Raw genomic sequence first — 24,638 nt, 5'->3', positions numbered from 1 at the left:
TATGCGGAATGCTCTTCGACTGCTCTCGAACCTGAAGGAGCGACTACCTCCACGGACCCGGTAGAAATCTGTCCAACGGACTGCTCCCAGGAGCCCGCCCACACTCGATTCATGATCACATTATACAGTATATATTTGTAACCATTCAGGTCCCGGCTCGATGATCTACCGGTGTGTCGGTGCGTGACCCGAGGTCGGTGGTGTGCTGATCATGTGCGGTGTCCGGGTCGCAGCAGCCGTCGCGCGAGGAGCTCCTCGCGCTGATCGAGGCGCAGGCCCGCACGATCGAGGAGTTGCGGGGCGAGGTCGCCGAGCTCAAGCGCCGGCTGGGTCGCAACTCGGGCAACTCCTCGCAGCCTCCCTCGGCGGACGCGCCCACGGCCTCGCCGTCGAGGATGGCCAGGCGGCGCAGCGGCCGCAAGCCCGGCAAGCAGCCCGGTGCGGGCGGATCGGCGTTGTTCCAGACCAGTGACCCGGACGAGGTCGTCGATCACGTCCCGGATGCCTGCAGCGGCTGCGGCACCGAACTGGCCGGTGCGAACGTGGCCGGGATGGTGCGTCGCCAGGTCCACGACATCCCGACCATCCGCCCGGTCGTGGTCGAGCACCGGCTGCACCAGAAGCGGTGCGGCTGTGGCGCGACGACGACCGCGGCCGCCCCGGCCGGGGTGGGCGCGGCGGCGGTCTACGGGCCGAACCTGCGTGCGCTGGCGGTGTACCTGCTGGTGTTCCAGCACGTCCCGGTCGCCCGCACCGCTCAGTTGATCGCCGACGTGACTGGGGCGCGCCCGTCGACCGGGCTGGATCAGCTCGGTGCTGACCACCGTGGCCGAGCTGCTGGTCGAGGTCGAGAAGCTGATCAAATCTCTGATCGTGCTCGCGCACGTGATCCACGTCGACGAGACCAGCAGCAACATCAACGGGGCCCGGGTGGTGGCTGCACGTCGCGGGCACCGAGAAGTTGACCGCCTATCACCTGCACCCCTCCCGCGGACGCGCCGCTGTGGCCGAGTTCGATGTGCTGCCCGCGTTCAGCGGAACCGTCGTGCACGACGCGCTGTCGGTCTATGACGCCTACCCGCAGGCCCGGCACGCCCTGTGCGGGGCGCACCTGGCCGGCGACTAGTGTCTCGTGTCTGAAGTTGATTTACGGTTGGCTTTGGCGAGGATTTGTTCTGGGGTCTTGGTCCAGGTGAAGGGGTGTTTGCGGTCGTTCCAGCCGGTGATGAATTGCCGGATCTTGGCGTTGAGGTCTTTCACGCTGGTGAAGATGCCGCGGCGGATGGTCTGCTTGTCGATGATGAACCGTCCTGGGTCTGCGAGAGGCTGAGGTTCAGGCCACCGCACCCTGTTGGGCGATGGATGTAGCGTACACCATTTCTCGTTCGATCGGCGACATATAGTCAATGGAGGAGTGGAGCCTCACACTGTTGTACCAGTGAACCCACTCCGCGGTCTCTCGCTCCACCTCACGAAGACCGATCCAGTTCCGAGAATGAGCATACGGAACGATGAGCTCTGACTTGTACAGGCCGATCGTGGACTCCATCAGCGCGTTGTCCAGCGCGTCACCGACGGTGCCGATCGAGCCGGCGATACCAGCCTCGGCGAGTTGCTCGGTGAACGCCAGAGACGTATATTGAGACCCGGCATCCGAATGATGAATAAGACCCTCGGAGGTGAACTCGCTGATCGCCCGTTGGCGAGTGGACAACGCCTGCGCCAAGGCCCCGGAGACGAGATCGGTGGTCTTACTCATCGACGCCTTCCATCCGAGGATTCTGCGGGAGTAGACGTCGGTCACGAACGACACGTAGCAGAACCCGGAGGCGGTCCACACATACGTGAAATCCACGACCCACAGCGCATCCGGTCGAGTCGGCGCCGCCCACGCCCGCTTGACCAGGTCAGGATGGCGGGCTGCGCGCTGATCACGGGTCGTCGTGGCCGTGTGGTGGACCCCGCGGCGCACGCCCTGGATCCCGGCGACACGCATCAATCGGCCCATCTGGTCCCGCCCGACCCGGAGCCCTTCCCGCCGCGCCGCACGCCACATCTTCCGCACCCCGTACACACACCTGTTCTTCCGATAGATATCCACAATCCGATTCACCAGATACGCCTCATCCAACTGGCGATCGGTCACCGGCCGGGACCGCCAGCGATAATACGTCTGCGGGGCGACCTGCACACCGTGTTCGGACAAAACGGCACAGATCGGCTCGACCCCGAAACGGCTTCGATGTTCGTGAACGAACAGAAGTCTTACCTGAGTCGACGGTCCAGCTCCGCCTGCGCGAAAAACGCCGAAGCAGTCTTCAGAATCTCATTCGCCCGCCGCAGCTCGGCATTTTCTGCACGAAGCCGTCGCAACTCGGCCGCTGCGTCATCGCCACCCGCCGCCGAGCCAACCCCGGAACCGGAATCGCGCTCTTCGGCCTCGACCCAATTGCGGATCGTCGCCGGGTTCACATCCAACAGCTCACCGACGTGCCGGCGCGCGGCCAGCTTCGACTCCCCGTGATCACGCAGACGGTCAAGATAGAGGCGGACCGCGCGGGCACGGGTCTCCTCATCGAACTTCCGAGGTGCTCCCACAGCTCCAGTCTCCTTGCTGGATCAGGAGCCTCTCCACCACCCAGGACGGTTCAGGACGAGGTCTACGGCGCTGACCCCGACCTACGCGCCGAGTGCGAACTCGCTGGGATCGGCTACGTGCTGGCCATCGGTTGTGACCGCCGGATCCCGACCGCGGCCGGCCCGATCCGCGCCGACCGGTTGGCCGCGGAGCAGCCCCGGCAAGCCTGGCAACGTCTCTCCGCCGGCGCGGGGGCCAAGGGTGAGCGCCACTACGAGTGGGCATGGATCGACCACACCGACCCCGCACTGCGCGACGACCCCCTCGACTCTCGGCGTTGGTCGCTGCTGATCCGCCGCCACCGGCGCACCGGGGAGCTGGCGTTCTACCGCTGCTACAGCCCGGAGATGGTGCCGCTGCGCGAACTGGTCCGCGTCGCCGGACGCCGCTGGGTCATCGAGGAAGCCTTCCAGACCGGCAAGGGACTTACCGGCCTCGACGAGCACCAGGTGCGCCGCTGGACCTCCTGGCAGCGCTGGACGCTGCTGGTCATGCTCGCTCATGCCCTGCTCGCCGTCATCGCCGCTGACACCGGCTACAACCCACGTCCTCCAGGTCTGATCACGTTGACCTGCAACGAGATCCGGCACCTGCTCGTCCGGCTCGTCATCGAACCAGCCCGCCAGCTGACCTGCCCGTGGGCCTGGTCGCGATGGCGGCGACGACACCAACAGCACTCCCGATCCAGCCACTACCAGCGTCAGAACGACTCCGAACATCCACAACGATCTACGGCTGGAGTACTAGACGGTATGGAGGCCTGGGCTGAGGCCTCCCGCATGTGAACGTGGGTTGCCGGCAGGAGTGGGTCCTGGCGGTAGAGCCACAGATGTGGGAGGCCCCAGTGAGCGGGAATGGTACGAGTGTCGGGTTGGACGTGCATGCGCGCTCGGTCGTGGTGATGGGCCGCAAGTCGTTGGGCCAGCCGTGCTGATCGATGGCCTTCCGTGCCCCGTACAGGCCGCGGCCCAGCTCGGGGTGGGCATGCACCCGCCGGATCTCGCCCAGCACCCGCTCGTCTCGCTCCGCCCGAGCCGAGCGCGGCCGAGTGCGGGCCGCGTAGTAGCTGCTCGGGGCGATCGACACGCCCTGCACGCGCAGGACGCGACAGATCGGCTCGACCCCGAACTGCTGCCGGTGGCCGTCGATGTAGTCCACGATCACCGCAGTCGGCGGTCGAGTTCCGCCGAGGCGAAAAACGCCGATGCCGTCTGCAGGATCCCATGAGCCCGGCGCAGCTCCCGCACCTCGCGCTCGAGCTCCTTGATCCGCGCGGCCTCCACCGACGTGGCCCCGGGCGCCCGGCCGGCATCGACGTCAGCCTGCTTGCACCAGTTACGCAGGGTGTCGGACTTGATCCCCAACTGCGGACCGATCCGCTTGGTCGCCGCGTTGATCGACAACCGCGGGTCCTGCTCGCGGGCCTCGGCGACCATGCGCTTGGCCCGCTCCCGGATCTCCTCAGGGTACTTCCTCGGTGCTGGCACTGATCCACTCTCCCGCGGGTTCAGAGCCTCCACCCAACCCGGGGCGGTTCAGGTAGCGGTGCCCTTGGATCGGAAGCCGAAAAGCGTCCGCCCCTCCCCCAGCTGGGCTCCCTGCGGGCGAACGCTGGCACACCTTGACCGTCCGGCTGCCACTCGTACAACTTCAGTCCCCCCTACCTGCAAGCTGCGATATGCGCTGAGTCGACAGGTGCAGCACCTTCGCGATGTCCGTGCCCGACAGGCCGGACGCCTTCAAGTCCCGCACGATCGCGCGCGATTCCGCGGCCGCGCGGGCCTGCGTCTCTTCGGCCTCCCGCGCCGTGGCCCGAGCTGCCGCTACTCGCTGGTCGGTAGCAGGGTCCAGCTCGGGACGAATCTCGAGCGAGGCGTCAGCATCGAGGCCATCAAGGGCCAGGTAGTCCCGGACCATCCGCTCGGCGCCAGACAGTGTGCGTGACTGCGTTACTCCGATCTCCTCGTCATCAGTGTCGACGATGTGGAGTTCCCAGCCACGCTCCCACCGGCGCGCGGCCACGATGTAGGTCTGAGCGCTCACTGCAACCACCCTTCCGGCAGGCACGCCAGGCGCTTGCCGATGCTTCGGACGACCCCAGGCGAGACGACGGTGTGCCGCGGGACGTTCGCGGTGTGCGCTCCGCACGAGCAGCCCCATTTGGTGTGAGGGCCACGGTCGGAGAGCACCGAACAGCCGTGCTGCCGCAAGGCGCGCTCCACGTCGCGCAACTTCATCGCCTTGACCATGAGAATACTCTAGCCCGGCTAGGAACGCTAGTATAGGGGGCTAGGAAGTGCGATGTCCTCGGCAAGCGGGCGATCAACGCTCGAACAACTTCCCATCCAGGTAGATGCCCCAGTCCTCGTCCTCCAGGCCGTGTCCGCCGGACCGGAGGTGGTAGCTGATGGCTCTACCTTCCTTTTGCACGGTGGATCCTGGCAGGGAGTGCTTTGGTAGCTGGTCTTTCGAGGACTGAGATGAGACGGCGCACCTGCCGGGCCCCGGCGAAGGTTTGACGCCCAGGAGGATGTGGTCCCGTGAGGACTGGTTCATCCGCACGACGCAGCGCCTTCCCGGTCCGCCAATCAGCGGCAGTCTACGACCGGGTGTCTACAAGATCGGGAACGGTCCATTACAGATCCCGCGCGGTGTGACGTGCATGCGTGATGTGTGCGGTGGTTTCGATGAGTAGTCCGCAGATCGTACCCAGAGCGAGACCGAGGCCGAGTCGGGGCCAGGTGGGGGCCATGAGGAAGATGTCGGTGGCGAGGGTGGGGGTGGCGAGGATGACAGTGCCGATCAGAGCGAGTGCTCCTACGAGGGCGAGTTTCCAGGTGTTGAACGGTCGGGTGAATAGTGTCAGTGCCCAGAGTGAGGCTAGGAGTGCGGTGGTCGTGGCGACGGTCTGTCCGGCGGTGAGGCCGCCGGTGGGCTCGAGCCAGCGGATCGTCCGGTCCCCGGCGTACGCGGCGGCGCCAATCAGGATACCGATAGGGATCGCTAGGCGCAGTACCCGGGGGAGGAACCCGGGGACATAGCGGCGGTGGTTTGGCGCCAGTGCCAGAACGAGGCCGGGGATCCCGATGGCCAGTGATGAGATCAGGGTGAGTTGGATCGGTGCGAGTGGGTAGGCCGCTGAGGTGGCGATCGCCACGATCGCGATGAGCAGGGCGTAGGCGTTTTTGATCACGAACAGGTTCGCAGCGCGTTCGATGTTGGCGATGACGCGGCGGCCCTCAGCCACAATGTCGGGGAGGTGGGCGAATCTGCCGTCGAGCAGGATAAGTTGGGCGACCGCGCGGGTAGCGGGGGCGCCGTTGCCCATCGCCACGCCGATGTCGGCGTCTTTGAGTGCCATGGTGTCGTTCACGCCGTCCCCGGTCATCGCGACGATGTGTCCGCGTTTCTGCAGGGCTCCAACAATCGCACGTTTCTGCTGTGGGGTGACCCGCCCGAAGACGACCTTTTCCTGCAGGATCGCGGCGAGCTCGTCCTGGTCCTCGGGCAGGGTTCGTGCGTCTACGGCGTCTGTGGCGTGGGTGATGCCCGGTAGTCCGACCGCGACGGCGACTGCGCCGACGGTATGTGGGTTGTCCCCGGAGATCACCCGTAACGACACCCCTTGCTCGGTGAAGTAGCACAGAGTGGCCTCGGCGTCTTCGCGGATCCGTTCGCCGAGCACGACAAGCGCGCGGGCCTTGAGTGCCTCCGGCAACTGCTGCCCCTCCTGTCCCGCGGGGGTGGCGTGTGTCGTGGTGTGTGTCATCGCCAGCACCAGTACCCGGTGGCCCTGTGCGGCGATCTGTCCCGCTCGTGCCAGCAGTGGGTCGGTGTACTCGCCGGGGAACACGATCTCCGGGGCGCCGAGTACCCAGGTCCCGTGCCCTCGTGTAGTGACCGCCGACCATTTGCGTGCCGAGGAGAACGGCACACCGCCCGTGCGTTGCCAGGAACCGTTGTCGAACACCGCGGCGAGCGCGGCTGTGGTGGGGTTCTTGTCCAGCCCGGCCGCGCACAACGCGAGCGCCTCACGAACCTCGGCCTCAGCGAGTGGGTCAGCCCCTGTGGGCATGACCAGCCGGTCGAACACAATGTCACCGTGGGTCAGTGTGCCGGTCTTATCCAGACACACCACATCCACCCGGGCCAGACCCTCGACCGCGGGCAACTCCTGTACGAGGGTTTGTCGCCGAGCCAGGGAGACCGCGCCGAGCATGAACGCGAGGCTGGTCAACAGGACAAGCCCCTCTGGTACCATACCGACCAGCGCGGCGACGGTTCCGGTGACGGCGTCTTGCCAAGTGTGGGTGTCCGGGCTGCGGAACTGGCTCCACACCAGCAACGGAGCCACGATCAGCATCATCACCGAGATCCAGCGGAGCAACATGTTCGTACCGCCGACCAGCTCGGAACTGACTTTTGTGAACTTCTTCGCCTCCACGGTGAGTCTCGTGGCATAGGCATCTGGACCGATCGCGGTAGCCCGGAACCGGCCCCGACCGGTGACGACGACCGACCCCGACCGCACCCCGTCCCCCGGTTCTTTATGGATGGGATCGGACTCACCAGTGAGTAGGGAATCGTCCACCTCCAGACCAGCGGCCCAGAGGACGACACCGTCGGCAGCGACCTGATCCCCGGAGCGCAGCTCGATCAACTCGTCCGCGACGACATCCCCTACCCCGATCTCCGAGACCACCCCGTCACGTACCACACGTGCATGCGGCGCGTTTACCACCGCAAGCCGGTCCAACGTGCGCTTGGCACGAACCTCCTGGACGACACCGATAGTCGTGTTCGCCACGATGAGCAGCCCGAACAACCCATTCTGCCACCGGCCCGTCGCAACAATCAACAGGAACAGTACGAACAACAGCCCGTTGAACGGGGTCAACACATTCGCCCGAACAATCGCGAACGTGCTCCGGCTGGTCACGGTATCCACCGCATTGACCCGCCCCGCAACGATCCGTACCGCGACCTCTGCCCCCGTCAGCCCCCCATCCGCCACGCCAAGCGCACCCAGCGATGGAACCCCACCCGTCACCCCTCCATCCCCTAACTACTCCTCCGGCAACACCGGTCCCAGTGTCTCTGCACGTCATGAAGACGCAGATTGCGGCGTAGTGAACTATCTTTGTCGCGAGTCCGACTCGTCGCCCGGAGAGCCCGACCGCTAGGTACTGACCGACTAGATCGACCACACGTTGAATTTCAGCGCGGCGTGAGCGGTTCACGATTTCTGGGTGAGTGGTGTGTGGTGGCGGGCAGCGAGTAGTGTCTCGATCGAGTAGCGTCCGGGACCGGTGGCCGTGAGGGCGAGTGCGCCGACGGCGATGGCCCCGACCAGTTCCCAGCCGTCATCGGTGACGAACATCGTGGTCGGGGAGTGGACGAACACGACCGCCCCGGCCATCGTCGTGGCGACCACCAACCCTGCAATCGTGGTTGCGAGACCAGCGAGTATCGCGGTCCCTCCGACGAGTTCGACGGTCATCGCGACCGCTGCCGCCACCTCCGGCATCGGGATCCCCATCGCGGTAAAGTCCTCGATGACCCTGGCGAAGCCAGTGGCCTTCTGCATCCCGTGGCCGATCAGGATCCCACCCAGGACAAACCGTGCGATCACCAACACGATCGACGCCAACGGTGCCGACACAGGACGCGTCACACCCACCTCCCTAGAACGAATTGTCAGAAGTCTAGCCGCTCACAGTGTGACATCGACCCCGCCGCGCCTCAGAGGCCCTCCTGCGGTGGGGTCTCTCCGAGCGCTCACCGTCTGCGCTGACGACATGGATCCAGCTTCCCCGACCGGGCGGCCCGCGCACCAGTGGTCGCCGGACACACCCCGGCCGCCGCGCTGGGCCGGGACCACACCGCAGGCGCCGGGCGGGTCAGCGGAGGTGGGCGTCGTACCAGTTGAGGACGCGCTCCCACGCCTCGGCGGCGGACTCGGGGTCGTCGTCGAACCGGTAGCCGGTGGAGGGGAACACGACGAGATCGGTCGCCACCCCCGACGACTCGGCGGCCTCGCGCAACCGGGCGACGGCGGCGCTGTCGGCGGCCTCCGAGTAGATCCCCAGCCACGGGCAGGTCAGCTCGGGCGCGGTCTCCACCAGCGCGGGGACGCTGTGCGACGGGGACCGTTCGACCCCCTCACCCGCCACGGTGACGGCGGCGCCGAGGGTCCGGTTCGCCGCGACGTGCAACGCCACCGTTCCGCCGATGTCGAACCCGAGGACGCCCATCCGGTCGGGCTCGATGCCGTTGTCCGCCAGCCAGCCGAACGCGGTCTCGCAGTCGTCCATCACCTGCTGCGGCTCCAGGCGGCCGAGCTGCTCGGCGACCTCGGTGTCGCTGCCCGCGCCGAGGTCGTCGGCGTCGTCACGGTGGTAGAGGTGCGGGGCGACGGCCAGCCAGCCGTCGCCGGCCAGCCCGGTCACCAGCAGCCGCACGGAGTCGGTGACGCCACGGGCCTCCTGCAGCACGACGACGCCGCCACGGGCCGGGCCGTCCGGCTCGCCGACCGTGAGCCGTAGCTCGCTCCCGTCGGTCAGCGGAACGCCCTCGGTCCGGATCCCCGTACTCATGGGGTCACTCAACCAGAGCAGCCGCCCGTGTTTCGACCCCCGAGAGCTACCGTTGCCCACATGACGCTGATCCGCCCCATGCGGTCTCGGGGGAACCACATCCGCTCTCCCGTGGGTTCAGAGCCTCCACCGACCCCGGGGCGATTCAATCGTGGCCATCCCGGTTCCCAGCACCACCTGATCGTCGAGGGTCACGGGCTGCCGCTGGCCGTCACGCTGACCGGCGCCAACCGGCACGACATCACCCAGCTGTTGCCGCTGCTGGATGCAGTCCCGCCGATCCGCGGCCGCCGAGGCCGCCCCCGCCGCCGACCCAGCACGCTCTACGGCGACCGTGGCTACGACTCCAACCCGCACCGACGTCGTCTGCGTGCTCGCGGGATCCGCCCGCGCATCGCCCGACCCGGTGTCGGGCACGGCTCCGGACTCGGGAAGGTCCGCTGGGTCATCGAACGAGGATTCGCCTGGTTGCACGCGTTCAAGCGACTGCGGACCCGCTACGAACGCCGCGCCGACATCCACCTCGGCTTCCTCCGACTCGCCTGCGCCCTGATCTGCCACCGCGAACTCACGAACTCACTCTGAAACCATCTCTTAGAAAGCATCTCTTAGCGTATCCGGGATATATAGTTTATGCTATATCGCTGTCGAGCGGGTTGCCAGTAGTTGAGACACTACTGGCTGAGGCTGAACATCCACTACGTGACCCTCGGGGGTCGGTGTGCGGTTCCCCCATGATCGGGGAGGCATCAGCTATAAGAGCTCGCGCGGAATGATCACGGGTTGGTAGCTGAGGTGTGTCCGGTGACATGGACGGGCACGGGGCCTCCGATCATGAAGGTGCTTACGCTTCGTGATCATCTGGAGGCTCCGTGCCCGCCCTGCCATCATGGCTGACCGAGCCCTTGTGGGACCAGTTCGCCGCACTGCTGCCTAGCCGGGAGGAATTCGTGCCCACTCATCCGTGGGGGTGTCACCGCCGCCGGATCGCCGATGGGCCGGGGTGCTGCGGGACCTGGCGCTCGACGACGTCACCGACACGCTGATGAAGCTGGTCACCCGGAACTGACCCGTCAGACGAACGGTTGCGGACCGGACGGGCGGTCGAAGAACGCCGGCCGGGCCGCTACCCACTGGCCCGGGAGCCGTGGGATCAGCGTGGTCTTCTTGGTGTCGAGCTCGGAGGCTTCGGCCGCCTCGAGCCGCTGGGTCTCGACGAACTCAGCCATTATCTCGCGGACGGCCACGGTCACCGGGTGGACAACGCCGAGAAACTGCTCGGCCGTGCCGAGGGTTGACGATAGTAGCCAGGCCGCGCCGCGCAGGTCGCCGCCGTCAGCGCGGGCGAGGGCGAGCGCGGCGCGCGAGGCAACGGTGCACGGGTGGGACTCGCCGAGCACGCGGCTGCGCCGGGTGATCACGTCCTCGTGCCGGGCGACGGCGTGCTCCGGGTAGCCGATGACCCGCAGCGCGGCGGCAACGGCGTCGGCCGCGACGAGTGTCGCCGGATGGTCGGGCCCGAAGGTGCGGGTGCGGGACCCGAGGTTGCGGCCGGCGAGCTCCAGGCCGCGGGGCTCGTCGTCGCCGAGCAGGTAGGCCACGGCCAGCGTGCCCTCGACGACCAGGGTGTCGGCGTCGCTCGGACCCAACTCGCGGCGGGCGGTGGCGAGCACCGACTCCAGACGCCGGGTCGCGGCGAGCAAAGTGATCCCGTCGCCAGCGCGGCCCGCCGTGCGTACCTCGGCGGCGGCCTCGTCGTGGCGAGCACGCAGACCGCCCCGGGTGTCCTCGACGCGGTGGTCGAGTGCGGCGCTCTCCCGGAGGAACGGAGATCCGGCGAAGGCGCTGTCGGTCATGGTCGCTCGCTCCTCTCCATCACCCGGACGGGATAATTACTTACAACGGAACGTACCGGTCGCCCGGTCGTGTAGGCGGTCTCGGAGGACAGCCGAGGGATTCGCCACAGGTCGCGATCACGGGTCGTCGCGAGAGGGAGACGCACCGTCGCAGCGATAGTCGTCACCGGGAAAACGCGAAGTCCGTGGCATGGTCGGGGGCATGAGCCACCCGCTGTCCCGGCTGATCGCCGCCGAAATCAACACCGCGCGCACCCTGCTCGCCGAGCATGACCTGCTCAGCCCCGGCTTGCACGTTCCCGTCCTCGCCGTGGAGGAGCCGACCCGCGCCAAGGTCGCCGTGCACCGCGACGGCGCCCCGGTCGACCGGCGGGTCCGGGCCGTCCCGCTCGACCCGGCGGACGGTACCTCCCGCACCGTGATCGCCTCGCTGACCCGGTCCAGCGGGGTCGCGGCCGACCTGGTCGTCAAGGCCGACGAGGGCTGACGCGCGGCGATGGCCGAGCGCGGCATCACTGACCTCTCGCTGGTCGTGACCTGCCCGTTCTCGGCCGGCTCGTTAGACCTCCCGGGAGAGAAGGGCCACCGGATGCTGCGGGTGCCGTCGTTCCTGCAGCACCGCCCGGACGACAGCCCTGGACGCACCCGATCGACGGCGTCGTGGTCTGTGTGGACATCCTCGCCGGCACTGTCGTTGAGCTGGTCGACACCGGGGTCGAGCCGGTACCGGAGGGGAGGTAACTTCGGCGAGGGGCCGTACCGGGAGACCCGCACCCCGCTGTACGTCACCCAGGCCGAGGGCCCCAGTTTCACCGTAACCGACGACGAGGTCGTCGAGTGGGAGAGCTGGCGGTTCCGCGTCGAGTTCGACCCCCGTGAGGGCCTCGTGCTGCACCAGGTGTCGATCTCCGGCCGTCCGGTGGCGCACCGGATGGCCGTCGCCGAGATGGTCGTGCCCTACGCGACCCCGGCCCGATCCGATTCGGGCAGAACTACTTCGACGCTGGTGAGTACCTGCTCGGCCAGCAGGCGAACTCGCTGAAGCTGGACTGCGACTGTGTTGGCGAGATCCGGTACTTCGACGCCGTCGTCGCCGACCCGGAGGCCCGCCCGCGGACCATCCGCAACGTGATCTGTCTGCACGAGGAGGACGACGGCGTGCTCTGGAAGCACACCGCCGTTTTCACCGGGAAGCAGGACGTGCGCCGCCGCCGTCGCCTGGTGATCTCGTTCTTTGCCACGACCGGCAACTACGACTACGGCTTCTACTGGCATCTGCACCCGGACGACGCGATCGAGCTGGACGTGAAGTCCACCGACGTCGTCTTCACCGGGGCCTTACGACGACCGCGCCGCCCGCTGGGCTTCCGTGATCGCGCCCGGACTGGGCGCGCCGTACCACCAGCACCTGCTCTGCGCGCGACTCGCCATGGCCGTGGACGGCACCGAGACGGCCGGCGACGAGCTCGACGTGGCCCGGGTGCCGCTGTCGCAGGAGGAACCCGTACGGCAACGCGTTCGGACGCTCGGTCACCCGGATTCCTCCGAGCGCGACGCCGGTCGGCTCGGGTCCATGAAGGACGGCCGGGTCTGGCGAATCTCGTCGTCGCGGCGTCGACTGGTTCGGCGAGCCGACCGCGTACGTGCTGGAGCCGGAGGACGGGCCGACGCTGCTGGCCGACGACTCGGCGTCGGCCACCGGGCGGGCCGCGTTCGCGACGAAGCACCTCTGGGTCACCGCCTACGACCCGGCACAGCACCACCCGGGCCGAGGAGTTCGTAAACCAGCACGCCGGGAGAGCGGGCATCCCATCCTGGGTGGCCGAGGACCGCGACGTCGACGGGGCCGAGCTGGCACTATGGCACACCCTCGTTATCACGCACTTCCCCTGGCCGGAGGACTGGCCCGTGATGCCGACGGCGGCCTGCGGGTTCTGCCTCGCGCCGTCCGGCTTCTTCGACCGGAACCCGACACTGGACGTGCCGCCGGGCCACTGATCGCACCTGCTTTCCCGCCGGTTCGCCAGCGGGAACCGCGCCCGCTACCGGCGGACCACGGTGCTCACCGCGGCCGCCGCCTCGGCCAGTCCGGCCCGCAGCCGCGAGATCGGTTCCGGCAGGTGCCCGGCCGCGCCCTGGGCGAGGTCGCGGGCGACCGCGCGGTCGACATGCGGCTCCAACACCCGTTCCACACCGAGCGCGGAGATCAGCACCAGGGTGACGGCGCCCGACAGGGTGAACAATCCCGGGTTCGCCAGCATGCCGCGCAGCGCGAGTGCCGGACCGTGCGCGGCGGAGCCGACGGAGACGGTCAGTCGGACCTTGCGCCTCCCAAACAGGCCCCGGTCCTCGGTCCGGGCCAGCACACCGCGGCGCAGGACGTCGTTCTCGACGGCCTCCAGCAGCGGGTCGCCAAGCACGTCGACCCAAGCCCGAACCGGGTGGCACCGCGGCTCCTGGGCGACGCTGTCCATGACCAGGTTCGCGGCCTCGCCGCTGGCGCGCTCCGCCGGACCCGTCCCGGTCGCGACTACCCGCTGCTGGGGGTCGACGGTCAGCGACCCCGCGATCACCAGGTCGGCCAGCTGCGCGCCGACCAGCCCACAGGCGAGCAGGTCAAGTGCCAGACCGGACCGTCCGGACGGCTCGTCGAACGCGATCAGGTACAGACCGGTCGCGAGCGCACCGTGCTCCACGTGGTGATCCCCCCGAACGAAACTGCTGACGCTCCGTAGTACTCGCGCACATTACGTGCTCGGCGGCTCGCCGATTCCGGTCCGACTATCGTCGGACGTTAGCATCTTGTCCCGGCAATCATTCTCCTCGAAGCGAAGCCTGGAGTGCGCATGTCTCCGTTCACGAGTGCCGATCGGCAGGTGGCCGGGCTAGGTCGGCGCCGTCTCGGCGTGGTGCACCTGGTGTTCTTTGCCGTCGCCGCATCGGCTCCACTCACCGTACTGGCGGGCGGCGTGACCACCGCGTACGCAGTCAGCGGTAACCAGGGCGTCCCGCTGGCGTTCCTCGGCGTCGCCGCCGTGCTCGTGCTGTTCACGGTCGGGTACGCGGCGATGAGCCGGCACGTGGCGAATGCGGGTGCTTTCTACGCCTACCTCGCCCGCGGACTCGGCCGCCCCGCCGGAGTGGCCGGATCGTTCGTCGCACTCGTCGGCTACAATGCAATCCAGATCGCGCTCTACGGCCTGTTCGGCTCCGCGATGTCGAACTTCGTCGCCGAGGTCGCCGGGCTCCGGCTGCCCTGGTGGTCCTGGGCGCTGTTCGCGATGGTCGCCGTCGGCTGGCTCGGCCTGCTGCGCGTCGATCTGAACGCCCGGGTGCTGGCCGTCCTGCTGATCATCGAGGTGCTGGTCGTCGTCGCGTTCGACGTTGTCGGGTTCACCCGGCCCGCCGACGGGGCGGTCACCACCGACCCGCTGCAGCCCCCCACGCTGCTCGCCGGCGGGATCGGCGCAGTCATCGCGTTCACGGTCGCGTCGTTCACCGGCTTCGAGTCCGGCGCGATCTACTCGGAGGAGGCTCGCGACCCGCGTCGCACCGTGGCCCGCGCGACCTTCGTCGCCGTCACCTTCACCGGCGTGTTCTACGCGCTGTCCGCCTGGGCGATGGTCGCTGCGACCGGCTCGTCAGACCTGCAGGCCCGAGCGGCCGCGGAGGGCCCCGGCCTGCTGCTCGGCCCGCTCGCCGAGGCCTTTGGCCCGCTGACCGACGACATCGCCGCCCTGCTCCTGCTGACCAGCGTGTTCGCCGCGCTGCTGAGCTTCCACAACAGCGTCGCCCGCTACCTGTTCGTGCTCGGCCGCGAGCGGGTGCTCCTGGGCCTGCTGTCCACCGTCGGCGCCCACTCCGGCGGCCCGATCGCCGGGTCGATCACCCAGTCGCTGCTCGCGATGGTCGTCGTGGTCGGGTTCACGATCGCCGCGGCTGACCCGATGCTGTCACTGTTCGGCTGGTTCTCCGGACTGTCCGCGGTGGCCGTTGTGCTGCTGATGACCGGGACGTCAATCGCGGTGATCAGCTTCTTCCGCAAGAACCGAACCGCACCCGAGTCGGTCTGGGCGCGGCTGATCGCACCGGCCGTGGCCGCCCTGCTGCTGGCCACGGTCCTCACCGTGCTCGTCGGGAACTTCGACGCGGTGCTCGGGACCGATCCGTCGTCGGCGGCCCGCTGGGTCCTGCCCGGCGTGGTGCTGCTGGCCGCTCTTAGCGGTACCGCCTGGGCGCTGTGGCTGCGCGGCAACCGGTTCGACGTCTACGTCGGTATCGGCGGCAGCGAGCCCGCCCCGGACCACGGCGACCCGGAGAACCGTGCGCCGACCGTCTACCGGCGCCGGGCCGGCGAGACCGGCCCCGCGGACTGGTTCGGGAACAGTACCGCCGGGCCGGAGTCGTCGTCACCGCGGCCGGACGCGGACGCCGACCTGTTCGACGCGTCTGAGCGCTCGCAGGACGAGACGACCGAATTCACCCGCCCGGACCTGCGGGACTGACCAGAGCTGTCCACACCCCGACGAGCACGTCGACCAGCCCGGTCGCCGCGTCCGGCCTGACTTCTCGACGCCCTCCGGTGTCAACCGAACAGTGGATGCATAGGCAGCATGCGTGGGAGCTGGCGGCGCGAGCGGCGTGGCTGTGGAGCGTCGCGGAAGTGGCACTGGTGAACGACGGATAAGTGGCACGGGACGACGGTTAGATGGCACGCGTGTGGATCAAGCGATCGGGCGGAGGCGGATGGCGCCGGTGAACGTCGTCGCGAACGTCTCGGCCGTATAGCACAGGCTCGTGGGGTGGGCGGCCTCAGAACGGGGGAGCCCGGCGAGGTCGGCCGCGGTGCCGATGCGGTGTGCGAGGCGCCGCCCGGTCATGGCGGCGTTGTCGCGTCCGACGAACAGGTTCGGTGGCGGATCGCGACGGCTGGCGTGGTCGAGGAGCAGTGCCCGCTGCATCGGGCGGGCTTGTGGCGGGACGCGCAGGGTCCCGGTGTAGGCGCGGACGTGGCGACCGTGCGGGTCGGTCCAGTTGTGGGTGAGCCACGCCAGCCATGGCGCGTTGTTGTCGGTGGCCACCGCGAGGGTGAGCGCGCCAGGGGCGAGCGGGCAGGCCAGGCGACGGAGCCGAGCGACGGTGTCGGTGGTGAACCGCGGGCCGAGCCGGTCCAGTAAGGGCTGGGTCGGCCTGGGACGCGGTCAGGCTGGTGATCGCGTAGACGGTCACGGTGGTCCACTTCCGGCTGCCCAGCGGTCGGCGCCGACGGACGAGCTTGATGGCGTGAGCGGCGGGCGGGAAGGTCACGGAGGCCCGTCGGTGCGCCACGAACCGGCTGACTACTGGCACCGACCTCGGACGACCTCCGGCGACGGTTGACCGCCGAGGCCGTCCTGCTGCTGCTGACGTTGCGCTGGCTCCCGCGCCGGGTCGACCGGGTCGTCGGCGCGCTGGAGGCCGACACCCTCACTGTCCGGGTGGACCCTCGGGCCGGCCACCTCGTCCGTCCGGCGACCGCCGTCGTCGGCCAGCTCGTGACCAGCGCGCTCGCCGTCGCGACCGGACTGATGGCGCGCTGTTGCTGACCGTCCCAACCGGCCCCGAGGTCGGGGGCTGGGCCGGTGCAGTCACCCGTCGTGGGGATTCTGTTTGCTCGTGATCCATCTTGCGTACGATGCTTCGCGCCATGGTTCTTTGCTTCCCTCGTCTGAAGAGGGTTCGTCCGGGGGCTCTTGGGGCGCTCGGTGTGGTGGCCGTTCTCGTCGCGGCGTGCTCGGGTCCGGGCACCGGGGCTAGCTCGGCTCCTTTGCTGCAGGCTGTTCCGGATCTGACACGGTTTTATGATCAGCAACTGACCTGGGGTCCGTGTGTCTCCTACACGCAGGTGGCGAAGGACCGTCGCTCTTTTGCTGATCCGCAGTTCGACTGCACCCGGGTCACAGTCCCACTCAACTATTTCAGACCCGACAGCGGCACGATGGAAATCGCGTTGTTGCGGAAGAAGGCCGCTGGGGACAAGATCGGCACGTTGTTCACTGACCCAGGTGGCCCCGGCGCACCCGGTACATCCTTCATGGCGGAAGTTGCGTCAACTTGGACAGATATCGGGTTGGGTGATCGTTTCGATCTGGTCGGGTTCGACCCGCGCGGTACCGGGGCGAGCAAGCCGAAGATCGACTGTCTGACTGACAGGGAAAATGAGGAAACCCGCATGCAGACCTCCTCCTCGGACCGAGGTCTAGCGGAGGCTGAGGAGGCCAGTAAGCAGTACGCGGCTCGCTGTACCGAACGTACTGGCGTTGAGGTACTGGCCAACATCGGCACCCGTGACGTCACTAGGGATATGGACATCCTGCGTGCCGTTGTCGGCGATCAGAAGTTGACCTACGTCGGGTTCTCCTACGGCACCGAGCTCGGTGTTGCCTACGCCGAGACGTTTCCGCAGAATGTTCGTGCGCTGCTGCTCGACGGAGCGATCGATCCGACCCAGACCACCTTAGATTTCACGGTAAAGCAGAACGCTGGGTTCCAGCTTGCCTTCGATAACTTCGCCAAAGACTGCACTACCCGACCGGACTGCCCACTGGGCACCGATCCCACGCAGACGACTCGCAGGTTCCAGGCGATCATGCAGCCGCTGCTCGACAGAGCAGTTCCGACCAAGAATGGTCGGACGTTGGGTTTTTCCGATGGGCAGGCTGCTGTCACCTCGGCGCTATACCACTCCCGGATGTGGTCAGAGCTGCAGCAGGGTATCTCCGAAGTCGTGACCGGCCACGGAGATACGCTGATGCGTCTTGCCGACTCCGAATATCAGCGCGACCAACAGGGCCGCTACGCTGACACTATGGAGGCCCTTCAAGCGATCGAGTGCATGAACCGGCCTCGGGTTACCGATCCTGCTCAAGCACTGGAGTTAGCGCGTCGCGTCGATCAAGTGGCACCGTTCCAGTCAACAGGGAGAGCACCGACCGGTGCCCGGGACGTGTGCGCGTTCTGGCCAGTACCGCCGACCAGTGTGCCGCACCTGCCGCAGATCGAGGGACTCCCTCCGGTCGTCGTGGTATCCACCACCGGCGATCCGGCCACCCCGTACCAGGCAGGGGTGAACCTGGCTCGCCAGCTCGGTGGCAGCCTGATCACCGTTAACGGTAACCAACATGGCGCTTCCTTGCAGGGAGACCCGTGCGTCGACCGACTCGCCGCCGACTACCTGATCACCCTGACACCACCTCCGCAGAACACGGTATGCACACTTACCCCACGCTGAGACTGCGATTCAGAAACCGGGTTGGTCACGGGGAGGGAGCGGCTCATACGGATCCAGGATCCCCACGGCGGGCCCACTGTGCGCGTAATTCGACCGTTCTGAAGGACGACGATGCAGCGATCACTCAAACATGGCGGATACTGTTGTGATGGATATTCCTGAGATCTATTCCCGGTGTAGTGCTGCGTTCGCCGACCGGGTCCACCTCGTCGGTGACCGGTGGAACGCGCCCTCCGGTCTGCCGGGGTGGGACGTGCGTACCTTGGTGAATCACCTGGTCAACGAAGAGCGGTGGACACCTGAGCTGTTCAGTGGCGCCACCATCGACAGCGTCGGCGACCGGTTCGATGGCGACCTACTCGGTGACGACCCCGTCTCGGTGTTCGACCAAGCCGCCGCAATCGCCCTGCAGAGTATCTGTGGGCAGGGCGCGATGGAGCGGACAGTGCACTTGTCGTTCGGTGACCGCCCCGGCTCGGAGTACGCCCTGCAACTCTCGGCCGATCACCTGGTGCACGCCTGGGACCTAGCCAGAGCGCTAGGCACCGACGATGCCCTTGATCCAGACATCGTCGAGATACTACTGCCCTGGTACACATACGAAACAGAGGAACTCTACCACCGCATCAAGGTCATCGGACCACGCGCCGAGACTCCACCCGGCGCCGGAGCAGAGACCGAACTTCTTGCCCGGTTCGGCCGCGAGCAATAGTTCTGGCGCGCCCTGCACAGGCCCCGTTACCCGGGTGGGGTCTGTAACGGGACCGGTGGTTCCGGCGATGTTGTAAGTAGTGCTCCCGGGCCAGCGGTCACCGCAGGGGACACCGAGACCCCCAACAACATGCAGGACACGACGTGCGGCACCCGATGAGAGGTCCTCTGGTCGGCGATGAAGCGGGCCACGCTCACTTCGTCGCCTTCTTGACCCACAGGACCACCGATCGTTTGACCTGAGTTGCACAGGCAGTCGGGGGTTGTGAGCTGTCGTTGCTGGTCAGCGGGCTGCAAGGTCGGGATCTGGGGCACTAATCGGTAGTCTCAGGTGGTGGCGTTCGTCCGGAAGGTGAAGACAGCGTCCGGAGCGACGGCGGTGCAGATCGTGGAGAAGCGCCACGGCGTCCGCCGGATCGTCGCCCACGTCGGCTCCGCTCACGACGACGCCGAGCTCGCAGTCCTGATCGCCTCAGCGCGGGACCGCATCCATGCAGGCCAGCAGGCACTGGACCTGGACACCCCTGCCGCCGGGGGTGCGGCGGGCGCGGTCGTGATCGGGTCGGCGAGCGAGGTCCTGTGGAACGTCCTGGGCGACGCCTACCGCCGGCTCGGCTTCGACCAGCTCGCCGACGAGGCGTTCCGGGCGCTCGTGCTCGCGCGAATCGTCGAGCCCACCAGCAAATCCGCCGCAGTAGGGGTCCTGGACGAGCTCGGGGTGGTGGCGCCGCACCGCAACACCTTCACCGCGGCGCTGCGCCGCTGCATCGACAAGGACTACCGAGCCGCCCTCGCCGCCGCCTGTGCCGCGGCCTCGCGCCGGGCGGGTGCGGCATCGTTGGTGCTCTATGACGTGACCACGCTGCATTTCGAGGTCGAACACGAGGACACGCTGCGCAAGGTCGGGATGAGCAAGGAACGCCGGGTCGATCCGCAGATCCAGGTCGGGCTGCTCGTGGACCCGTCCGGGTTCCCGCTCGAGGTCCGCTGCTTCGAGGGCAACAAGGCTGAGACGACCACTCTGCTGCCCGTTCTGGAGGAGTTCCGCAAGCGGCACGACGTAAAGGACATGGTGGTCGTCGCCGCCGCCGGGATGCTGTCCGCGTCGAACCTGAACGCGTTGGAGGACAACGGGTTCTCCTTCATCGTAGGGTCGAGGATCAGCAAGGCGCCCTATGACCTGGCCGCGCACTTGGAGCGTCGCGGCAACGCCTTCGACGACGGGCAGGTTCTGGAGTCACGCCGCGACATGGGCACGGGGAAGGCGAAACGGAGCCGGCGGGTCGTCTACCAGTACCGCTTCGCCCGGCACAAACACGACGACCGGGCGATCAACGCCATGGTCGACCGGGCGGAGAAGGTCGCCGCCGGCACACGGCCGTTGAAGAAGGACCGCTTCGTGCGCATCGCCTCCACCGGCAGCGAGGTCGACTGGGGCCTGGTCGAACGCGCCCGCCAACTCGCCGGGTTGAAGGGCTACGTCACCAACCTGGGCGAGTCCACCATGGACGGACTCGCGGTCGTGACCGCCTACCACGACCTGTGGCAGGTCGAGGCCAGCTTCCGGATGGCCAAGTCCGACCTGCGGGCCCGGCCGGTCTTCCACCGCGAACGCGACGCCATCGACGCTCATCTCACCGTCGTGTTCGCTGCCCTCGCGGTCTCCCGCCACCTCCAGGACGCGGCAGGGGTGACCATCAAGAAGGTGGTCAAGACCCTGCGCCCGCTACGTACCGTCCCATGTCGATGTCGGCGGTCACCCGATCACCGCGGCCCCGCAGATCACCGAACAGGCCCGCACCATCCTCGACCGGCTCCCCGCCATCACCGCGCCGGGGCACTAAACCTGTGCAACTCAGGTCTGATCCTGATGACGACTGCGCAGCCGTCGTTCTCCGCGGCCTATGCCGAGATCTCAGCGATCGCACCGACTGTCTCCTATCGAACGGAGCTGTTGCAGGACCCCGGCGAGGAGCTTGTACGAATCATCGGGCACGCCCTCGGGCGCGACGACGAGGCACAGCAGCTCATCGACCGCTCGTCGGCCACGCTCGCGGAGTTCCGCACACGACAGCCGGAGCTCGACGGCGCCCGGTATGCGTTCGGTCAGTACGTCCAGGGCGGGACCTACCTCGTCGTCTCTCCGGGCAGCCCGGTGACAGCACTGTTCGGTGACATCGGGTTGGAGCTGCCTGCGCCGATCGCCGGACTGCCGGTGCAGCAGGCCGCCACCACGCAGGTGGCCGCCGAGAATCTCGGGGTACTCGACAGCGCCGACATAGTGTTCCTCGGCGTCGGCGCGGATTCCGATCGCACTGCGTTCCTCAGCCAGCCGCTCGTCGCGGCATCAGCGCCTGTTGCGCGACGTTCGTCGTGTCCATGTCGGTGACGTCCGCGATGTTCACCGTGCGACATGAGTAGCCCCGCCGGGCTGGGTGCCGGGCGGGGCTGGTGGTCAGGTTGTCGCGGTGGTGGTCATTCTGTCGTCACCTCCGTCACGGCGGTGCGTGCGCTGGACTCGTCGACGATGGTCTTGTCGGCGGCGTAGGCGGCCAGCAGCGACTGCAGCGCGAGGTTGTTGACCGCCCTTGGCGCGCCGCGGCTGGTGGTGTGGATCAGTGAGACGGCGTCGTCGGAGAACAGTGTGTCCGAGCGGCCGACCAGTGTGAGGTGGTGGCGAAGGTAGCTGACCGTTTCGTCGCCGGTCATGCCGCCGAGGTGGTAGCGCACTGCGATGCGCTGGTCGAGCGCGGCGAGCATCCCGAGCTTGATCTTGCGGCGGAGGGTGGGTTGGCCGACGAGCAGGCAGGCCAGCGGGCTGCTGGAGTCCATGTCGTGGTTCGTGAGCATCCGCACCCCCTCGAGTTGCTCGTGGGAGAGCTGGTGGGCTTCGTCGAGGACCACGACGGGGACACGGCCCCGCTCGGCGTACTCGGTGGCCAGCGCGTCGAGGGCTTGCGGGATCAGGGTGGCCCGGTGCGGGCGGGGAACCCCGCCGAGGGCGGTGACGATGGCGTGCTGGATCCCGCGGGTGCCGACGTCGGGGTTGCCGAGGTAGATGACGATGTGGCGGGCGGGGTCGATGCCGGCCAGCGCGGCGCGGACCGCGACGGTCTTGCCGACCCCGACCTCGCCGGTGATCACTCCGAGGGCGTGTTCGCCGATGCACCACTGGATGCGGGCGACCGCTTCGCCGTGGGCGTGGTGACGATGCAGCATTCCCGGCGCGAGGTCACGGCCGAATGGGGTGCGGGAAAATCCGAAGTAGCCGCTGAGCTGGTCAATCATCCTGAGTCTCCTGCGCCTGAAGTTCCGGGATGGTGAGTTCGACTGATTCTGGTTCGACCGGCGTATTGGAGTGGTGGCGCTCGAGCAGAGCGCTGTAGTTGATACGACCTTCGAGCCGTTCGGTGTGGGTGGTGTCGATCAGCCGTAGGTAGTCGATCCCGGTCGGTTCCAGGGTGGTGTCGGGGATTTCGGGGCGGGCCTTGGGGTGGGCGTGGCGCCCGATGTGGTGGGCGACCGCGGTCCCGAACTCGCGCCCGGAATAGCGCACCACCAGTTCGGTGAGATCGAACGGGTCGAACACCAGCTCGACCTTGCGCCCGACCAACAGTTCGTCGACCTGGTAGGTGTTGCCGTGCAGCGAGACCGTGGCCGTCTTGGCCACGGTGCGGTGCTCGGACCACAGGAACGCCTCGCGCAGCTGCGCGGGGGTGGGCCGCGGCAACGGGGAAGCCAGCCCGTCGAGCCAGCGCGCCATCGGCGCGACCCCGCGGTCTCGGAGTGGGTGCGGGGGTGGTACTCAGTCTCGACCCAGGCGGTGAACAAGCGGTTGAGCTCGGCCAGATCGGCGATCTCGGCGGCCCGATCGGGAGTGATCTCGACGAGGAACTGCTCCCGGACGGTGCGGAAGAAGCGCTCGATTTTTCCCCTGCCTTGGGGTCGGCCCGGGGTGGAATGGACCAGCTTGATGCCGAGGCTGGCACAGCCGCGCAGCAGCCACGAGTCGACAAACGCTGAACCATTATCGACATAAATGCTTTCGGGGACTCCGCGCGAGGCCAGCGCCGGGCGTAGCGCCGCCGCGAGCCGCACGGTGTCCTCGGAGAACCCGAACCGGGCGGCCATCACCGCCCGGCTCCGGTCGTCCAGGAACGCGAACAGGTAGACCTTGTGCCCGGCGATCTGCGGGCCGTGCAGTGCGTCGCCGACCCAGAGCTCGTCGGGACGGTCAGCCTCGAAGCGCCCGAAGGCCGCCGGGGCCGCGGTGAGCCGCTGCTCGTGGCCGGCCTCGTCGACGATCAGTCCCAGCTCGAGGCGTTCGAAGTGGCGCTGCAGGGTGCGTTCGTTGGGGGCCCAACCGGACTGGGCGCGCAGGATCCGGGTGATCTGTGCGGCGGTGCGGCCCGGGTTCTCCCGCTTGAGCGCCGCCGCCGTCGCGAGCACCTCGGGCGGGGTCCGGGCAGTGACCTTGGCCGGCTGGGGCACCAGCGCTTCGAACCCGCCGACCCGCCAGGCCCGGACCCACCGGTCGATGGTGTGCCGGGTGACCTGCACCGGCTCGGCGAACGGGCCCGGATGCGCCCGTTCGGCCAGCTCGCGCACCAGCTTCCCGCGCTGGCGCGCGGTCAGCGTCGGGTCGATCACCTCCTGGATCAACTCGTAGCGAAACAGCGCCACCCGCCGGGCCCGCTCGGCTCGGCGGCGTGCGTCGTTGTCGGTTTGGCTCACCGATCACTCCTCTGTCGCGGTCGAAGATCGTCCGCGCGGAGCGTCGTGGCCGGAGTGATCACCTCACCAGGGGCATCTGGTGTTGATCGACTCCGTCGAGCTCGGCGGGGCCAGCAGCCGCCCGGACGTCACCGCGCCGGCCAGCTCCCACGGCGACAACCCGTCCACCGTCGCGGCCCAGCGCCGGGTCACCGCTGCCGCCGCGGCCAGCAGCGCCGCGACCGCATCCCCCGTCCCGGACGAGGCCGGATCGGGCATCGCGGCCAACGGATCCAGCGCCGCCGCCAGCGCGGTGAACTCCACGCGCAGCCCCTCGGCCCGGGCCCGCCACCGGCGCAGCCAGCCGCGCACCGTTCCCGCCGCCCGACCTACCCGCTCGGCGACCCGTCGGTGCCCCCACCCGGTCGCGGCCAGCGCCAACGCCGCGCCGATCACCGCCACCAGATCCGCGCGCCGGGCCAGCACCCCCACCGGCAACAGCACGTGCGTGGTGCCGCAGCCCGAACACCGCGCCCGCCGCGGCCGCAGCCGCCACCCGAGCGCACCCGTCCCGCGCAGCACCCGCGCCCGGGCATGCCCCCACGGCCGCAGCCGACCCCCACACCGGCACTCCAGCCGACCGGCCACCAGCCGGGCTTCAACCTCTACGACGTTCTTGCCTACCGTGACCACGGGCGCCTCCCGCGCGCCTGAGGTGGCCCTCCCGGGACTGGCTGGTACCCCGACCGGGAGGGCCCACCGCCTCCACCGACGGCCCGACATGATCACGCTGTCGTCGCACACCAACGCCATCGGGCCCCGCACCCGCCCCCACCGCGTCGTCACCGCGAACG

General features: G+C 68.2%; 21 protein-coding genes, 6 pseudogenes and 2 other annotated features. Of the genes and pseudogenes, 13 read left to right on the top strand and 14 right to left on the bottom strand.

The window, feature by feature from the left end; all coding sequences use genetic code 11:
• The first annotated feature begins 218 nt into the window (after positions 1-218).
• A complete protein-coding gene (locus AD017_RS32225; RefSeq protein WP_060577510.1) occupies positions 219-965 on the top strand; it encodes a DUF6444 domain-containing protein in 747 nt (248 codons plus the stop codon).
• A complete protein-coding gene (locus AD017_RS34115; protein ID WP_238592104.1) occupies positions 962-1,126 on the top strand; it encodes a transposase in 165 nt (54 codons plus the stop codon). The genes AD017_RS32225 and AD017_RS34115 overlap by 4 nt, the downstream gene beginning before the upstream one ends.
• On the opposite strand, the gene AD017_RS35730 is transcribed toward AD017_RS34115, so the two are convergent.
• Positions 1,123-1,260, bottom strand: coding sequence for a hypothetical protein (locus AD017_RS35730; RefSeq protein ID WP_168170583.1), 138 nt, complete (start codon positions 1,258-1,260; stop codon positions 1,123-1,125). The two genes, AD017_RS34115 and AD017_RS35730, sit on opposite strands and share 4 nt — an antisense overlap.
• Positions 1,261-1,333: 73 nt before the next feature.
• Positions 1,334-2,598 (bottom strand): IS3 family transposase gene (locus AD017_RS32220; protein ID WP_145986114.1). Its coding sequence is split into 2 segments (ribosomal slippage): positions 1,334-2,298 and positions 2,298-2,598, totalling 1,266 coding nucleotides; the frame shifts between segments, so codons are not numbered across the junction.
• Positions 2,177-2,308 (bottom strand) — a sequence feature (AL1L pseudoknot). (Overlaps the previous gene by 132 nt.)
• Positions 2,599-2,652: 54 nt before the next feature.
• Between AD017_RS32220 and AD017_RS35725 the strand changes: the two are divergent.
• Positions 2,653-3,342 (top strand): annotated as a pseudogene (locus tag AD017_RS35725) (IS701 family transposase); the annotation flags it as partial.
• Between the two features lie 339 nt (positions 3,343-3,681).
• Here AD017_RS35725 and AD017_RS32210 read toward each other — a convergent pair.
• The 6 genes and pseudogenes from AD017_RS32210 to AD017_RS32190 form a co-directional block, all read right to left on the bottom strand.
• Positions 3,682-4,125 (bottom strand): annotated as a pseudogene (locus tag AD017_RS32210) (transposase); the annotation flags it as partial.
• Positions 3,710-3,841 (bottom strand) — a sequence feature (AL1L pseudoknot). Its footprint overlaps the pseudogene before it by 132 nt.
• Before the next feature lie 163 nt (positions 4,126-4,288).
• A complete protein-coding gene (locus AD017_RS32205; protein WP_060577507.1) occupies positions 4,289-4,681 on the bottom strand; it encodes a hypothetical protein in 393 nt (130 codons plus the stop codon).
• Positions 4,678-4,887 carry a hypothetical protein gene (locus AD017_RS34095; protein WP_082398748.1) on the bottom strand — a complete coding sequence of 70 codons (210 nt, stop codon included), beginning with the start codon at positions 4,885-4,887 and terminating at the stop codon, positions 4,678-4,680. Before AD017_RS34095 ends, AD017_RS32205 begins: the two co-directional genes overlap by 4 nt.
• Positions 4,888-5,273: 386 nt before the next feature.
• A complete protein-coding gene (locus tag AD017_RS32200; protein WP_168170444.1) occupies positions 5,274-7,577 on the bottom strand; it encodes an HAD-IC family P-type ATPase in 2,304 nt (767 codons plus the stop codon).
• A gap of 297 nt (positions 7,578-7,874) precedes the next feature.
• Positions 7,875-8,312 (bottom strand): DoxX family protein, encoded by a 438-nt coding sequence (locus AD017_RS32195; RefSeq protein ID WP_202968860.1) that lies wholly within the window; start codon positions 8,310-8,312, stop codon positions 7,875-7,877.
• 226 nt (positions 8,313-8,538) lie between these two features.
• Positions 8,539-9,234 (bottom strand): dienelactone hydrolase family protein, encoded by a 696-nt coding sequence (locus tag AD017_RS32190; RefSeq protein WP_010229591.1) that lies wholly within the window; start codon positions 9,232-9,234, stop codon positions 8,539-8,541.
• Positions 9,235-9,384: 150 nt separating this feature from the next.
• Between AD017_RS32190 and AD017_RS32185 the strand changes: the two are divergent.
• Together AD017_RS32185 and AD017_RS34990 are read left to right on the top strand one after the other, a co-directional pair.
• A pseudogene (locus AD017_RS32185) lies at positions 9,385-9,819 on the top strand (IS5 family transposase); the annotation flags it as partial.
• Between the two features lie 287 nt (positions 9,820-10,106).
• Positions 10,107-10,229: pseudogene (locus tag AD017_RS34990) on the top strand (IS5/IS1182 family transposase); the annotation flags it as partial.
• Positions 10,230-10,307: 78 nt separating this feature from the next.
• On the opposite strand, the gene AD017_RS32180 reads toward AD017_RS34990, so the two are convergent.
• Positions 10,308-11,090: a tetratricopeptide repeat protein gene (locus tag AD017_RS32180; RefSeq protein ID WP_060577504.1), complete on the bottom strand. Its 783-nt coding sequence runs from the start codon at positions 11,088-11,090 to the stop codon at positions 10,308-10,310.
• A gap of 202 nt (positions 11,091-11,292) precedes the next feature.
• Here AD017_RS32180 and AD017_RS36870 point away from each other — a divergent pair, with 202 nt between their 5' ends.
• The 3 genes and pseudogenes from AD017_RS36870 to AD017_RS37145 all read left to right on the top strand — a co-directional run bounded on the left by AD017_RS36870 (position 11,293) and on the right by AD017_RS37145 (position 13,088).
• A complete protein-coding gene (locus AD017_RS36870; protein ID WP_227013405.1) occupies positions 11,293-11,577 on the top strand; it encodes a hypothetical protein in 285 nt (94 codons plus the stop codon).
• A 9-nt stretch (positions 11,578-11,586) separates the two neighbouring features.
• Positions 11,587-12,873, top strand: a pseudogene (locus AD017_RS37655) (hypothetical protein).
• Positions 12,874-12,908: 35 nt separating this feature from the next.
• A complete protein-coding gene (locus AD017_RS37145) occupies positions 12,909-13,088 on the top strand; it encodes a hypothetical protein (RefSeq protein WP_255356998.1) in 180 nt (59 codons plus the stop codon).
• A 44-nt stretch (positions 13,089-13,132) separates the two neighbouring features.
• Here AD017_RS37145 and AD017_RS32170 read toward each other — a convergent pair whose 3' ends face one another.
• Complete coding sequence (locus AD017_RS32170) at positions 13,133-13,786, bottom strand: GPP34 family phosphoprotein (protein WP_060577503.1); 654 nt, start codon at positions 13,784-13,786, stop codon at positions 13,133-13,135.
• A 150-nt stretch (positions 13,787-13,936) separates the two neighbouring features.
• On the opposite strand from AD017_RS32170, the gene AD017_RS32165 reads away from it, so the two are divergent.
• Complete coding sequence (locus AD017_RS32165; RefSeq protein WP_060577502.1) at positions 13,937-15,595, top strand: APC family permease; 1,659 nt, start codon at positions 13,937-13,939, stop codon at positions 15,593-15,595.
• 219 nt (positions 15,596-15,814) lie between these two features.
• On the opposite strand, the gene AD017_RS32160 is transcribed toward AD017_RS32165, so the two are convergent.
• The gene (locus AD017_RS32160) at positions 15,815-16,171 is read right to left on the bottom strand and encodes a hypothetical protein (RefSeq protein WP_060721800.1); all 357 of its coding nucleotides are present in this window, start codon (positions 16,169-16,171) and stop codon (positions 15,815-15,817) included.
• 294 nt (positions 16,172-16,465) lie between these two features.
• On the opposite strand from AD017_RS32160, the gene AD017_RS32155 reads away from it, so the two are divergent.
• The 4 genes from AD017_RS32155 to AD017_RS32140 all read left to right on the top strand — a co-directional run bounded on the left by AD017_RS32155 (position 16,466) and on the right by AD017_RS32140 (position 21,460).
• On the top strand, positions 16,466-16,675 hold the full coding sequence (locus AD017_RS32155; protein WP_060577500.1) for a hypothetical protein: 210 nt from the start codon (positions 16,466-16,468) through the stop codon (positions 16,673-16,675).
• A gap of 299 nt (positions 16,676-16,974) precedes the next feature.
• The gene (locus tag AD017_RS32150) at positions 16,975-18,360 is read left to right on the top strand and encodes an alpha/beta hydrolase (protein ID WP_227013404.1); all 1,386 of its coding nucleotides are present in this window, start codon (positions 16,975-16,977) and stop codon (positions 18,358-18,360) included.
• A 148-nt stretch (positions 18,361-18,508) separates the two neighbouring features.
• Positions 18,509-19,072 carry a TIGR03086 family metal-binding protein gene (locus tag AD017_RS32145; RefSeq protein WP_060577625.1) on the top strand — a complete coding sequence of 188 codons (564 nt, stop codon included), beginning with the start codon at positions 18,509-18,511 and terminating at the stop codon, positions 19,070-19,072.
• Positions 19,073-19,405: 333 nt separating this feature from the next.
• Complete coding sequence (locus tag AD017_RS32140; RefSeq protein WP_369822014.1) at positions 19,406-21,460, top strand: IS1634 family transposase; 2,055 nt, start codon at positions 19,406-19,408, stop codon at positions 21,458-21,460.
• Positions 21,461-21,546: 86 nt separating this feature from the next.
• Here AD017_RS32140 and AD017_RS32130 read toward each other — a convergent pair whose 3' ends face one another.
• The 3 genes and pseudogenes from AD017_RS32130 to AD017_RS32120 all read right to left on the bottom strand — a co-directional run bounded on the left by AD017_RS32130 (position 21,547) and on the right by AD017_RS32120 (position 24,366).
• Complete coding sequence (locus AD017_RS32130; protein WP_060573909.1) at positions 21,547-22,359, bottom strand: ExeA family protein; 813 nt, start codon at positions 22,357-22,359, stop codon at positions 21,547-21,549.
• A pseudogene (locus AD017_RS32125) lies at positions 22,352-23,805 on the bottom strand (DDE-type integrase/transposase/recombinase). Before AD017_RS32125 ends, AD017_RS32130 begins: the two are co-directional and overlap by 8 nt.
• 63 nt (positions 23,806-23,868) lie before the next feature.
• Complete coding sequence (locus AD017_RS32120; protein WP_369822013.1) at positions 23,869-24,366, bottom strand: helix-turn-helix domain-containing protein; 498 nt, start codon at positions 24,364-24,366, stop codon at positions 23,869-23,871.
• Positions 24,367-24,638 lie beyond the last annotated feature (272 nt).

Origin of the sequence: Pseudonocardia sp. EC080619-01 (assembly GCF_001420995.1) — a bacterium.
GTDB lineage: Bacteria > Actinomycetota > Actinomycetes > Mycobacteriales > Pseudonocardiaceae > Pseudonocardia.
Note: the sequence above shows the minus strand (reverse complement) of the source record. Positions and strands in the feature narration are given on the sequence as shown.